The 12519-nt window shown below is 66.9% G+C and carries 13 protein-coding genes and 1 tRNA gene; 5 read left to right on the forward strand and 9 right to left on the reverse strand.

Translation table 11 applies throughout. The features are described from left to right. Positions 1-71 precede the first annotated feature (71 nt). The 5 genes from GFS60_RS12340 to aceE all read right to left on the reverse strand — a co-directional run bounded on the left by GFS60_RS12340 (position 72) and on the right by aceE (position 7000). Positions 72-1322 (reverse strand): KasA/KasB family beta-ketoacyl-ACP synthase, encoded by a 1251-nt coding sequence (locus GFS60_RS12340; RefSeq protein ID WP_109335018.1) that lies wholly within the window; start codon positions 1320-1322, stop codon positions 72-74. A gap of 8 nt (positions 1323-1330) precedes the next feature. After that, positions 1331-1642, reverse strand: coding sequence for a meromycolate extension acyl carrier protein AcpM (gene acpM, locus GFS60_RS12345; RefSeq protein ID WP_109329100.1), 312 nt, complete (start codon positions 1640-1642; stop codon positions 1331-1333). Between the two features lie 108 nt (positions 1643-1750). Next, complete coding sequence (locus GFS60_RS12350) at positions 1751-2668, reverse strand: ACP S-malonyltransferase (RefSeq protein WP_159921573.1); 918 nt, start codon at positions 2666-2668, stop codon at positions 1751-1753. 127 nt (positions 2669-2795) lie between these two features. Next, the gene (locus GFS60_RS12355; RefSeq protein WP_109329104.1) at positions 2796-4067 is read right to left on the reverse strand and encodes a PucR family transcriptional regulator; all 1272 of its coding nucleotides are present in this window, start codon (positions 4065-4067) and stop codon (positions 2796-2798) included. Positions 4068-4147: 80 nt separating this feature from the next. Then, positions 4148-7000, reverse strand: a complete 2853-nt coding sequence (aceE, locus tag GFS60_RS12360) for a pyruvate dehydrogenase (acetyl-transferring), homodimeric type (RefSeq protein ID WP_159921575.1) — start codon at positions 6998-7000, stop codon at positions 4148-4150. 225 nt (positions 7001-7225) lie between these two features. Between aceE and GFS60_RS12365 the strand changes: the two genes are divergently transcribed. The 4 genes from GFS60_RS12365 to GFS60_RS12380 all read left to right on the forward strand — a co-directional run bounded on the left by GFS60_RS12365 (position 7226) and on the right by GFS60_RS12380 (position 8957). After that, positions 7226-7759, forward strand: coding sequence for a hypothetical protein (locus tag GFS60_RS12365; RefSeq protein WP_159921577.1), 534 nt, complete (start codon positions 7226-7228; stop codon positions 7757-7759). Positions 7760-7924: 165 nt separating this feature from the next. Further along, positions 7925-8350: a DUF3052 domain-containing protein gene (locus tag GFS60_RS12370; RefSeq protein WP_109329110.1), complete on the forward strand. Its 426-nt coding sequence runs from the start codon at positions 7925-7927 to the stop codon at positions 8348-8350. Positions 8351-8388: 38 nt separating this feature from the next. Then, positions 8389-8853, forward strand: a complete 465-nt coding sequence (locus GFS60_RS12375; protein ID WP_109329112.1) for a peroxiredoxin — start codon at positions 8389-8391, stop codon at positions 8851-8853. A gap of 32 nt (positions 8854-8885) precedes the next feature. After that, a tRNA-Val gene (locus GFS60_RS12380) sits at positions 8886-8957 on the forward strand. A gap of 110 nt (positions 8958-9067) precedes the next feature. Here GFS60_RS12380 and GFS60_RS12385 read toward each other — a convergent pair. Next, positions 9068-9430, reverse strand: a complete 363-nt coding sequence (locus tag GFS60_RS12385; protein WP_159921579.1) for a DUF5655 domain-containing protein — start codon at positions 9428-9430, stop codon at positions 9068-9070. A 47-nt stretch (positions 9431-9477) separates the two neighbouring features. Here GFS60_RS12385 and GFS60_RS12390 point away from each other — a divergent pair, with 47 nt between their 5' ends. Next, positions 9478-10461 (forward strand): cobalamin biosynthesis protein, encoded by a 984-nt coding sequence (locus GFS60_RS12390; protein WP_159921581.1) that lies wholly within the window; start codon positions 9478-9480, stop codon positions 10459-10461. On the opposite strand, the gene GFS60_RS12395 is transcribed toward GFS60_RS12390, so the two are convergent. The 3 genes from GFS60_RS12395 to GFS60_RS12405 are packed head-to-tail and all read right to left on the reverse strand — an operon-like array spanning position 10402 to position 12512. Then, positions 10402-11283 (reverse strand): SURF1 family cytochrome oxidase biogenesis protein, encoded by an 882-nt coding sequence (locus GFS60_RS12395; protein WP_201453559.1) that lies wholly within the window; start codon positions 11281-11283, stop codon positions 10402-10404. The two genes, GFS60_RS12390 and GFS60_RS12395, sit on opposite strands and share 60 nt — an antisense overlap. Before the next feature lie 43 nt (positions 11284-11326). Next, the gene (locus GFS60_RS12400) at positions 11327-11800 is read right to left on the reverse strand and encodes a low molecular weight protein-tyrosine-phosphatase (RefSeq protein ID WP_159921583.1); all 474 of its coding nucleotides are present in this window, start codon (positions 11798-11800) and stop codon (positions 11327-11329) included. Next, the gene (locus GFS60_RS12405) at positions 11787-12512 is read right to left on the reverse strand and encodes an HAD-IA family hydrolase (RefSeq protein WP_159921585.1); all 726 of its coding nucleotides are present in this window, start codon (positions 12510-12512) and stop codon (positions 11787-11789) included. The genes GFS60_RS12400 and GFS60_RS12405 overlap by 14 nt, the downstream gene beginning before the upstream one ends. Positions 12513-12519 lie beyond the last annotated feature (7 nt).

Raw genomic sequence — 12519 nt, forward strand, 5'->3', positions numbered from 1 at the left:
GAGGGGCTGTCGATGGGTGGAGACCCCCTGAAGAAGGAGGTCTCCACCCGCGATCTAGCTGGACCGGCTTGTCAGACCCGGCCGAAGGCGAGCGCGACGTTGTGCCCACCGAAACCAAACGAGTTGTTGATCGCGAACTCGATCTCGCCGTAACGGGCTTCGCCTTTGACGACATCCAGATCGATTTCTGGATCCTGATTCTCGAGATTCAGCGTGGGCGGGATGACTCCCTCACGCAGACTCAGGACCGTGAGCACCGCCTCGAGCGCACCGACGGCGCCGATCGAGTGCCCCAACGCGGACTTCGGTGCGTACACCGCAGCATGGTTGCCGACAGCAGCCTTGATGGCGTTCGCCTCTGCTGTGTCACCGATCGGCGTGGCCGTGGCGTGCGCGTTGATGTGCTGGATGTCCTTCTTCGTCAACCCAGCAGTCTCGATTGCCCTCGTCATGGCCCGCGCAGCGCCCGAACCCGAAGGATCGGGAGCGACGATGTGGAACCCGTCGGAGGTGATTCCCGCGCCCAGCAGACGGGCGTGGATGGTGGCACCGCGAGCCTTGGCGTGCTCCTCGGTCTCGAGAACCATCATTGCGCCGGCTTCACCGAAGACGAAGCCGTCGCGATCCTTGTCGAACGGCCGCGAAGCCGCCTTCGGATCGTCGTTCCGGGTGCTCAGCGCACGCATCATCGCGAAGCTCGCGATCGGCACGGCGTCGAGGTAACCCTCCACACCACCGGCGACGATGATGTCGGCGTCACCCATCACCAGCATGCGGTATGCATGCGCGATGGCCTCGGAACCCGAAGAGCAGGCCGAGACGGGTGTGATGACCCCGGCGCGGGCGCCGAGTTCGAGTCCGACGGTGGCCGACGGACCGTTGGGCATCACCATCTGCACCGCGAACGGCGACACCTTGCGGTAGCCGCCGGCCTTCATCTTCTCGACTGCGTCGATGAGAGCCTCGCCGCCGCCCAATCCGGTGCCGATGACGACACCGAGTCGGTCCTTGTCGACCTCCGGGCTGCCGGCGTTCTCCCAGACCTGACGGCCCAGGACGAGCGCCAACCGCTCGACGAAACTCATCCGGCGAATCTCGACCCGGGACAGTGACTCGTCGGGCGACACCTTGAGCTTGCCACCGATCGTCACCGGAAGGTCGTTCTCGGCGACGAAGGGCTCCTGGATGGTGTCGATGCCGCTCTCGCCGGCCAGCAGGCCCTTCCACGTGGCATCCACATCACCAGCGATCGACGTCGTGGCCGCGAGGCTCGTGACGACGATGTTGGGGAACTGTTTCCCGTTGGTCGAGGCGGAAGTCACGGTTGAGCTCACTCCTCGTCGTTCTTGGCTGCTTCGAGCTTGGCCTTCACGGCGTCAGCCTCGGCGCCGCCTTCGGCTTCGAGCTTCTGGATGTAGGACACGGCGTCACCGACGGTGCGCAGGCCTGCGAGATCCTCGTCGGGGATCTTCACGCCGTACTTGTCTTCGGTCTGAACGGCGATCTCAACCATGGAGAGGGAGTCGATGTCGAGGTCGTCGACGAAGGACTTTTCGATGGTCACCTCGGAGGGTTCAATGCCGGTGACCTCCTCGATGATCTCCGCGAGTCCGGCGATGATGTCTTCCTGGGTGGCGGCCACTGAGTGGCTCCCTTCTGATTCGGTGTAGATGTATCTGGAGTTGTGCGGACGCGTCCCCATCGGCCGCGCCCGCGGGCCCTGCACGCACCCTGAGGTGCGCGCAGCAAACTAGCCGACTTGTGTGAGTTCGGCCAGCGCGGAGATATCCCCCGGGGTCTTGAGTGCCAGAGTCGGCGTACCGCGCATTTCACGCTTGGCGATGCCGACCAGGGTTCCAGCTGGTGGAAGTTCCGCGATCGCGGAGACCTGAGCGGTCCGCAGACTCGCGGTGCACAGGTCCCAACGCACAGGTCGGGTCACCTGCGCAGCCAGCTTAGTCAGTGCGTCGGCTCCGGATGCGACCGGTGCGCCGTCGGCGTTGGAGAGCAGTGTGCGAGTGGGTTCGTCGGGCTTGATCTTGGACGCCGCTTCCGTGACGGCTTCCTGGGCGGGGGCCATGAACCGGGTGTGGAAGGCGCCGGCGACGGGGAGTGCGCGCACCCGTGCCTTCGCCGGTGGGTTGGCGGCGAGCTCTTCGAGCGCGGAGAGCAGACCCGCTGCCACGATCTGGCCGGCAGCGTTTCGGTTGGCCGGCTCGAGGCCCAGCTCTTCCAGGCGGGCGAGGACCACGGCTTCGTCGCCGCCGAGGACGGCGGACATTCCGGTCGGTTCGAGGGCGCAGGCCTTGGCCATCTCCGCGCCGCGGATCGCAGCGAGGGCGACAGCATCGTCTGTGGAGAGCACACCGGCGATAGCCGCCGCGGCAAGTTCCCCGACCGAATGCCCGGCCGCGATGGCGTCGGCGGGGATCACACCGCGGGTGTCGAGCTCCTCGAAAGCGAGCAAGGCGGCGGCCACGACGAGAGGCTGGGTCACCGACGTGTCGGTGATCTCCTCTGCCGTCGCTGTGGTGCCGAGCCGGACCAGATCGAGGCCGGAAGCCTTCGACCACAGTGCGACACGGTCATGAGAACCCGGCAGCTCCAACCAAGGAATGAGCATGCCGGGTGTCTGAGAGCCCTGACCCGGGGCGAGCAACGAAATCACTCTTCAAGAGAACACCGTCAGGTACGTACTGCGAGATGTCGTTGCGGATGAACCTTTGTCAGCGGATTTGTTGGGTTCCCACAAAATTGCACGTGGGACCCTCGCATCGAAATTGGACAACCGTTCGTTACAGCGCTGGTTCTCCGAATGGGAAGCCTGTGACTGGTGTTAAACGTGTGATGGGTTCGTTATGGGAACGTGTCAAACGACCGACCGTGGCGGCCACCCGAAGCACGTACGCATCCCTCGGATTCGTCGGATCACGGCCCGTGACTTCAGCGATTCGCTTGAGTCGATACCGCACAGTATTTGGATGAACAAACAGCTGCCGTGCACAAGTCTCAACCGCACCTCCACAGTCGAGATAGGCGTCCAACGTGTCCGTCAGGACCCCGCCCGCGGCCGCCAGCGGAGCTACGAGATGTTCGTTGAGGGCAGTGACCGCCGCGTTGTCGCCGAGGAGCGCGCGTTCGGGGAGGAGCTCGGCGGCGTGGACCGGCCGGGGGGCGCCCCGCCAGCCCGCTACCGCCTGCATCGCGGCCAGCGCCTCGACGGCACTGAAGTGGGCTGCGCCCAGCGTCGGGGTGGTCGGACCGATGATCACCGGCTCTTCCGAGAACTTGCCGAGCAGATCCGACATGAAACTCGAGTGCCCCGACCCCTCCTGTAGTTCACCGCTGACCACCATCACCAGGCGGGAGCCCTGCACCACGGCCAGCGCTGCACGGCCGTGTTTCTGCGCGATGGTGTGCACCGTCCCGACCACGGACACCCGCTCGTCCTCCGGCGGTGTGCCCACGATCACGGTGGCGGGCGCGGTGGCGTCCCAGTTGAGGGTGGCCGCCCGCGACAACATGTCGGATCCGGTGTCGCCCCGGACGACCGCATCGACGACGAGTGCTTCGAGCCGGGTGTCCCAGGCGCCGCGGGATTCGGCGGCGCTCGCGTAGACGGAGGCGGCCGCGAAGCCGAGCTCGCGGCCGTACCGGAGCACGGCCTCGGTCAGTGCGATCAACTGCTGGTCGTTGCGGGCGAGGGCGGGAAGCCACTGCTCGAAGAACTCCATGGCCACCCGCACCATGTCGACCGTTTGCCGGAGAGTGAGTCGGCGGGCCAGGTCCTGGGGGATGACCTGGAAAGCGTCGAGGCTGAAGCGGATGTCGCTGTCCGGGTCCTTGAGCCACTCCAGAAAGTTGACGACCGCCGTCTGCACGAGGAGCTGCACGTTGGAGCGTTGAGCGGCATCGAGGTCGTCGAAGAAGGGCAGTTGATCCTGCATGGTGGTGACGGCCTCGGTGGAGAGGCGGCCGGAGTACTGCTTGACGCGGCGCAGGAGAGCATCGGGCAACGGATCTCTGGGCTGTCGTCTGCGGGAGACCATCGGACTCTGCTCGACCATGGTCAAGAACCTACGCTCACCGCCGCCCGAGATGTCCGACGGACACCCGGGCGGCAGTGAGTCGAGGAACTATCTGTGGGTTACGCGCTTCCGGTGTCGGTGTAGGACACCTCCGCGGCGCCGACCTCGTCGATGCGGTACTTCGACGCAGCCTCGACGGCCTTCGACCGGTCGACCGCTCCTTCCCCGGCGAGCGCGCTGAGGACGGCGACGACGATCGATTCGGCGTCGACGTTGAAGAATCGACGCGCGGCCGGGCGGGTATCGGAGAAGCCGAACCCGTCGGTGCCCAGGGTGGTGTACGAGCCCGGGACCCACTGACGGATCTGGTCCGGGACGGCGCGCATCCAGTCCGAGGCGGCGACGAACGGGCCGGCCGCATCGGAGAGTGCCTGCGTGACGTAGGGCAGTGGTGCATCGTTGCCCGGGTCGCGCAGTGCCTGCTTCTCACACTCGACGCCGTCGCGGCGCAGCTCGCCCCACGACGTCACCGACCACACGTCGGCGGCCACACCCCAGTCGTCGGCGAGAAGGTTCTGCGCGCGCAGAGCCTCGGGCATCCCGACGCCGGAGACCAGGATCTGGGCCTTCGGGCCGGAGCCTTCCGACTTCTTGAACAGGTACATGCCCTTGAGCAGGCCCTCGACGTCCAGGTTCTCCGGCTCGGCCGGCTGCGAGTACGGCTCGTTGTACAGGGTGATGTAGTAGAAGATGTTCTCGCCACCGAAACCGTCGACACCCTCGGTGCCGCCGTACATGCGGCGCAGACCGTCCTTGATGATGTGCGCGATCTCATAGGAGAACGCCGGGTCGTAGGCGACGGCAGCCGGGTTGGTCGACGCCAGCAGCAGCGAGTGTCCGTCCGCGTGCTGTAGTCCCTCACCGGTCAGCGTGGTGCGGCCGGCGGTGGCGCCCAGGACGAATCCGCGCGCCATCTGATCCGCCGCTGCCCAGAGCCCGTCGCCGGTGCGCTGGAAACCGAACATCGAGTAGAAGATGTACAGCGGGATCATCGGCTCGCCGTGCGTGGCGTACGAGGTGCCGACTGCCGTGAACGACGCGGTCGACCCCGCCTCGTTGATGCCCTCGTGCAGGATCTGCCCGATCTCGCTCTCCTTGTAGGCGAGCATCAGTTCGGCGTCCACGGCCGTGTACAGCTGACCGTTGCGGTTGTAGATCTTCAGCGACGGGAACCACGAGTCCATACCGAACGTGCGCGCCTCGTCGGGGATGATCGGCACGATGCGCTTGCCGATCTCCTTGTCCCGCAACAGTTCCTTCATGATGCGGACCAGTGCCATCGTGGTCGCGACCTGCTGCTTGCCGGAACCCTTGCGCACCACGTCGTAGGTCTTGTCGGGCGGCATCGGCAACGGCGCGACGTTGGAGCGACGTTCGGGGAGGAACCCGCCCAGCGCGCGGCGACGGTCGAGCATGTACTGGATCTCGGGTGCGTCCTTGCCCGGGTGGTAGTACGGCGGCATCTTCGGATCTCGCTCGAGCTCCTCGTCCGAGATCGGGATGCGCTGCAAGTCGCGGAAGTTCTTCAGGTCGTCGAGCGTGAGCTTCTTCATCTGGTGGGTCGCGTTGCGGCCCTCGAAGTGCTTACCGAGGGTGTAACCCTTGATGGTGTGCGCGAGGATCACCGTCGGCTGACCCTTGTGTGCCATCGCGGCAGCGTAGGCGGCGTAGATCTTGCGGTAGTCGTGACCACCACGCTTGAGGTTCCAGATGTCCTGATCGGACAGGTTCGCGACGAGTTCCTTGGTCCGCGGATCGCGACCGAAGAAGTGCTCGCGCACGTAGCCGCCGTCGTTGGCCTTGTACGTCTGGTAGTCACCGTCCGGGGTGACGTTCATGAGATTGACCAGGGCGCCGTCGCGGTCCGCATGCAGGAGCGCATCCCACTCGCGTCCCCACACGACCTTGATGACATTCCAGCCGGCGCCGCGGAAGAACGATTCGAGTTCCTGGATGATCTTGCCGTTACCGCGGACGGGGCCGTCGAGGCGCTGCAGGTTGCAGTTCACCACGAACGTCAGGTTGTCGAGACCTTCGGTGGCGGCCACGTGGGCGAGGCCACGCGATTCCGGCTCGTCCATCTCGCCGTCGCCGAGGAACGCCCACACGTGCTGATCGGAGGTGTCCTTGATGCCGCGGTCGTGCAGGTAGTGGTTGAACCGGGCCTGGTAGATGGCATTCATCGGGCCGAGACCCATGGACACGGTCGGGAATTCCCAGAAGTCGGGCAGCAGCCGCGGATGCGGATACGACGGCAGGCCGCCACCCTCGTCGGCGTGGGAGGCCTCCTGACGGAATCCGTCCATCTGCTCGGCCGGAATGCGGCCCTCGAGGAACGCGCGGGCATAGATGCCGGGGGAGGCGTGACCCTGGATGAAGATCTGGTCGCCCCCACCCGGGTGGTCCTTGCCACGGAAGAAGTGGTTGAAGCCCACCTCGTACAGGGCCGCCGAGGACGCGTACGTGGAGATGTGGCCGCCGACGCCGACGCCGGGACGCTGGGCACGCGTCACCATGATCGCCGCGTTCCAGCGGATGAAGGCGCGGTAACGCCGCTCGACTTCCTCGTCACCGGGGAACCAGGGCTCGTTCTCGGTGGGGATGGTGTTGACGTAGTCGGTGGATGTCAGCGCGGGAAGAGCGACGTGCTTCTCGCCGGCGCGTTCGAGCATGCGCAGCATCAGGTAACGCGCGCGGGTCGGACCGGACCGATCGAGCAGTCCGTCGAACGATTCCAGCCACTCAGTGGTTTCGTCCGGGTCGATGTCGGGCAGATACGACGCGACACCCTCACGGATGACGCGAACGCGGCCGTCGGAGCCCGGGGTCGCACTGGGGGAAGGTTGGGCCGCTCCGGCGCCGGGTGTGGCGGAATCCGGTTGAGACGCGGGTCCCTGGATCAGGTCTGACAACGTTGCTCCTCATTGTGGTGGGACGCGCGGTGTGGCGTCCTCTCCATGTGATCGGGACCTTGTTAGGTCCGACCCATCTCCTTTATGAAATATGGCGCAAGCCCCATCTTTCCCCATCGCGACGCAGTCGGCACACTCCGCTCGGGTTACTCTCCGGTAGCGTTTGCGCAGTTACGGGGCCTGGCGGTTCACTTGTCGGGGGTCGTCGTGGAACAGGGGAGACGAATGCGCGCCGGAACCGAAAGAGCAGCCCTGCTCGGCGCTGCCGCCGCGGTGATCGGACTCGCCCTGGTCGTGGGTTGCTCCGCCCCGGTGGAGGGTCACCCACAGGAGAACCGAGCGCAGGCGGCCGAGTACGCCGCGGAAGTCACGTCGTCGATGGCGGCAGCGTCGTCCTCCCAGAAGGTCGCGGACGAACTCGCCGCACTGGAAGCGGAATGCGCGCTGTTCCTCACCCGCGCCGGCGACACCATCGACTCGTACAACGCCTTCATCGACGCGGCCAACACCGACGCCGCGGACGCCGGCACGAAAGCCGCTCAGGCCGTAGGGGCTCTGCGTTCCGCGGCGGACCGGGCCGAGGAGGCGCGCCCGGCGTTGCCCTCGGATCTGGCGGGTCTCTTCGTCGACTACGCGGCCACGTATCGCGACCTCGCCTCCGCGGTCGAGAGCGGCGAGCGAGGCGACTATCTGAACACGCTGGCGGGTCGTGGGGACGAACTCCGCGACTCGATTCGGGCAGCCTGCCCCACTTCCTGAGCTCCGCACCGTAGGCTCGGTCGATGACCACGCGGCACTTTCTCCACAATTTTCGCGTGGTCGGCTTGCGCGAAAGCGTCCGAGCATGTTCGCTTTCACCTAATTGATCTTCATTCGGCCGGTGTTCGGGTACCCGAGCACCGTCAACAAAAGGAGGACCCCACCGTGGTCGCCGCGGCGGACGCCCAGAACTACGCTCAGAAACTCGGGATCACTGCTGACATGGCAGTACAAGAACTGGGCTGGGACGAGGACACCGACGACGACCTGCGTGCCGCGGTCGAGGACACCATCGGTGGAGACATGCTCGACGAGGACTCGGACGAGGTGATCGACGTCGTGCTGCTGTGGTGGCGCGACGAAGACGGCGACCTCGTCGACGCCCTCATGGACGCGATCGGCCCGCTGGCCGACGACGGGTTCGTGTGGGTCCTCACCCCCAAGACCGGCCAGCCCGGTCATGTGGAACCCAGCGAGATCGCCGAATCAGCCCCCACGGCCGGGTTGACCCAGACATCCGCGGCCAACCTCGGAGACTGGACCGGAAGCCGCCTGGTGCAGCCGAAGTCACGCCCCGTGAGCAAACGCTGACACGCCGGAACGTTCATCACACATCGAAGGATCACCTCATGCCGCTCGAGGTGGGCACCACCGCCCCCGATTTCACCCTCAAGGACCAGAACAACCAGCAGGTGACGCTGTCCGACTACCGCGGGAAGAAGAACGTCCTGCTGGTGTTCTACCCCCTCGCCTTCACCGGCACCTGCCAGGGGGAGCTCTGCAAAGTGCGCGACGAGCTGCCGAAGTTCGAGAACGACGACACCGCCATTCTCGCGCTGTCGGTCGGTGCGTCGCCCACGCACAAGATCTGGTCCGCCGAACAGGGGTACACCTTCCCGCTGCTCGCCGACTTCTGGCCACACGGCGAGGTCGCACAGGCATACGGCGTCTTCAACGAGAAGCTGGGCTTCGCCAACCGCGGCACCTTTGTGATCGACAAGGAAGGCATCATCCGGTTCGCCGAAATGAACGGTCCCGGAGAAGCCCGTGACCAGGGAGCTTGGGAGAAAGCGCTCGCCACGCTAGAGTCCTGATGCACATCCGGCGAGCCTCTCGCCGGATGTTCGGGCGTGTAGCTCAGTGGTAGAGCTCTGGTTTTACACACCAGCGGTCGGGGGTTCGAAACCCTCCGCGCCCACCGTTTTCGCCTTGTCCGCATCCGCGCACCGATTTGCGCGACTCGCCGGCCAATTCCTCAGCACCTGACCAATGTGTATGCGGATGCGTCGCGGCTCCCGCGCGCAGCGGCTACCGCGCGCGGGTGCCCGGGCCGACCGTCTCGTAGGCCTCGGTCAGAAGCGCGGCGAGGGTGTCGTCGAGCTGGCCGTCGGCGGTGATCGTGAGCCGATGCGTGATCACCGTTTTGGTGGTGGGGAAAGCGTCGCGCAGCTGCGGGTGGTGCACGCGTCGACGAAGGTCGAGGGCGATCTCGAGTCGGGACGAGTAGATGAACGCGGCGGCGAAGACGCGGGTGCGCGCCCAGGCGATCTCGGTCCTGTGCACTCGCTCGTCCACCTCACCGCAGGCCAGCACCAGGTCCCGGAACTGCAGAAGACGCTCCGTGGCGTCCGGATCTTTCCCGGCCAGATACTCGTCGATCACGGCACTCATGGACGCTCCTTCACTCCCCTGCAACGTTAGTTGATACAAATAGCGGCGTGTATCCAACCTCCCGCCCCGGCACCGCGCGTGCAGTAGGCCTGTTGCTCGGCTTCGGCGCCGACCGACTGCTGGCCGACCCGGCCCGGTGGCATCCGGTGTCCGGATTCGGCAGGGCGGCAGCAGCATGCGAGAAAGCCACCTACCGCGACTCGCGGCTGTCGGGCGCCCTGCATGCAGCGGTGCTCGTGGGCGTCGTCGGAGCATTGGGGGTGGTCACCGCGCGGGCTGCGGGGCAGGGAGGCTGGGCAGGCGAGGCAGGCGGGACCGCGATCGCGACGTGGGCCGTGCTCGGCGGAACGTCCCTCGGCCGCACCGGCGCGGCGATGGCCGAACACCTCGCGGGTGACGACCTCACCGACGCCCGCGAACTGTTGCCGTCCCTGTGCGGCCGGGATCCCAGCGTGCTCGACGCCCGGGGGATCACGCGGGCGACGCTCGAGTCGGTGGCGGAGAACACATCCGACGCGGCAGTGGGACCACTTTTCTGGGGTGCGCTGGCAGGCATCCCCGGCCTGTTCGTCTACCGGGCGTTCAACACACTGGACGCGATGGTCGGGTATCGCTCGCCGAGATACCGCAATTTCGGGTGGGCCGCGGCGCGCGGCGACGACGTTCTGAACCTTCTGCCCGCCCGGCTGACGGGCGCTCTCACCGTGGCGCTGGCCCCGGCAGTGGATGGTTCGCCGAGGCAGGCGTGGACGGCATGGCGCCGGGATGCGGCGGGGCATCCCAGTCCCAACGCGGGCGTCGTGGAAGCCGCGACCGCGGGCGCTCTCGGGATTTCCCTCGGCGGCCGGACCCAGTATGCGCACGGAATCGAGATGCGCCCGCAGCTGGGGAGTGGCCGTGTGCCCACGCCTACCGACCTGCGCCGTGCGGTGCGGCTGTCGATCGCGGTCCAGTGCGGTGCGGCGTGTGCCTCAGCGGCTCTTGCCGTAGCGGTCGGCCATCTTCGCTTCCGCCGCCGTCCGCGGGGCTGAGTCGGCGGGCTTGGCCCGCGTGAACGGCGTCTTCTTCGGGGCGGGAACGGGGGCGGACGCCGGGGACGTGCCGCCTGCGGCAACCTTCTCCTTGCGACGTTCCCGCAATTCCGCGCGGACGAAGTACGCCAATCCCAGGGGAGCCATGATCCCGAACGCCAGCCACTGCAGTCCGTAGGACAGGTAGGGGCCGGCGTCGAGCTGGGGGAGCGGAATGGTGCCCAGTCCGCCGGGCTGATCAGGTTCCAACTGCACGTAGGCGTCGAGAAGGTCGATGCCGATGAAGTCGCCGATCTGACCGGCGTCGATGAAGTAGACCTGCCGCAGCCCGTTCTCCGTGATCGGGTCCTTCCCGGCGACGGTGCCCTCCGACTTGCGGATGCGCCCGTCGAGCGTGACCTGTCCTGCGGGGGGCGGTCCGACGGGGGGCGCTTGGGTTCCCTGGACCGGTCGCACGTATCCGCGATTGACGAGAATGGCGCGGCCGTCCGTGAGCTGCAGGGGTGTCAGTACCTCATACGCGGGCTCCGAACCGATGGACCGCAACCGGACGAGGATGTCGCTGTTCTGCACGTACGAGCCGGTGGCGGTGACGCGGCGCCACTCGTCGTCCGGATTCGGCGCCGACCCCGGGATCAGGCTCTCCAGCGACACCGGCTCGGCCTCCACCGATTCGGCGATCAGCTGGTTGCGGTGTTCCGTCGAGGTGTTCTTGCCGAGCTGCCATGGCGCCAGTACGTAGAAGCACATGAATGCGAATCCGGCGACCACCACGGCCAACACCAACCAGCCGGGTCGCAACAGAAATCTCAGCCTTCGCACCCTTCCACGGTAGCCGCTCGCAGGTGAGACCCCTGATCGCGGGTCAGCGACCGCGGACCCACTCGAGCAGTCCGGGCACCGCGGCCTCGATCTGGCGGCGCACCCGTTCGAAGTCCTCGAGACCGCCGTAGAACGGATCGGGGACGGACGGGGAGTCGGCGTCCGGGTCGAAGCTGCGCAGCAGCCGGCGACGCTCCTCGGGTACGCCGAGGTGAGCGAGTTCACGATCGTGATTGGCCGCCAGGGCGACGACGAGGTCGGCGCCGAGGTGGTACGGCCCGACCTCGGCAGCGGTGTGGCCGGTGGGGTACCCGCTGCGCTTCAGGATCTCGTTGGTCCGGAGGTCCGCCTCCCGGCCGACGTGCCAGCCGTGCGTGCCGGCGCTGCTCACCCTGACCCGGTGGTCCAGGTCTGCGCGTCTGACATGCTCGCCGAAGATCTTCTCGGCCATGGGGGAGCGGCAGATGTTGCCGGTGCACACGAAGGTGACGTGCAACCGCGGGTCAGGCTGCGCCATCGAGCATCTTCCCGAGCTCGGTCACCGTGCGCGCCGAACGGTGCGCACCCGAGGCCTCGGCCGGCGAACCGTACCCCCACTCGACGAAGACCGCCGGAATACCCCACCGCGCCGCACCGAGCACGTCGTGGTCGCGGTCGCCGATCATCAGCACATCGGACGTCGCACCCTCGGTGGCGGAGACACCCAGGGCCTGCAGAGAGTGCGCGATCACGTCTGCCTTCGCGCGGCGCTGCCCGTCGTTGCTGGCGCCGCCGATGAACTCGAAATAGTGGGCCAACTCGAAATGCTCGAGGATGCGGACGGCGAACCGCTCGGATTTCGACGTGGCGACGGCGAGCCGCCTGCCGCTGTCGCGGGCGCCGGCCAGCACGTCCGCGATGCCGTCGAAGACGGAGTTCTCCGCCCACCCCACACTGTCGTAGCGGTCGAAGTACGCCGTGAGTGCGCGCTGGACATCGGCCTCGTCGAGGCCCAGTGAACGGAAGGTGTCGATCATCGGCGGCCCGATCACGTTGTCGAGCATCTCCGGGGTCGGCTCCGGCTGCCCGATGGTGGCGAGCGCGTGGCGGAAACCGCCGTGGATACCGGGAGCCGAGTCGGTGAGTGTGCCGTCCAGGTCGAACAGCACGATCGGCGCAGACAGGGCCGAGGGGGCGGACAGGGTCGACTGGGCGGACAGGGCCGACGGGGCGGTGGAGAGCGAAGTCACCGGACCA

Source organism: Rhodococcus sp. WAY2 (assembly GCF_009859915.1).
In the GTDB taxonomy this organism is placed as follows: Bacteria; Actinomycetota; Actinomycetes; order Mycobacteriales; family Mycobacteriaceae; genus Rhodococcus_F; species Rhodococcus_F oxybenzonivorans.

What these genes read in the sequence shown, in the direction of transcription:
- GFS60_RS12355 (WP_109329104.1), bottom strand. Translation starts at nt 4,067, where the DNA reads ATGGTCGAGCAGAGTCCGATGGTCTCCCGCAGACGACAGCCCAGAGAT.
- GFS60_RS12385 (WP_159921579.1), bottom strand. Translation starts at nt 9,430, where the DNA reads ATGAGTGCCGTGATCGACGAGTATCTGGCCGGGAAAGATCCGGACGCC.
- GFS60_RS12375 (WP_109329112.1), top strand. Translation starts at nt 8,389, where the DNA reads ATGCCGCTCGAGGTGGGCACCACCGCCCCCGATTTCACCCTCAAGGAC.
- GFS60_RS12400 (WP_159921583.1), bottom strand. Translation starts at nt 11,800, where the DNA reads ATGGCGCAGCCTGACCCGCGGTTGCACGTCACCTTCGTGTGCACCGGC.
- GFS60_RS12365 (WP_159921577.1), top strand. Translation starts at nt 7,226, where the DNA reads ATGCGCGCCGGAACCGAAAGAGCAGCCCTGCTCGGCGCTGCCGCCGCG.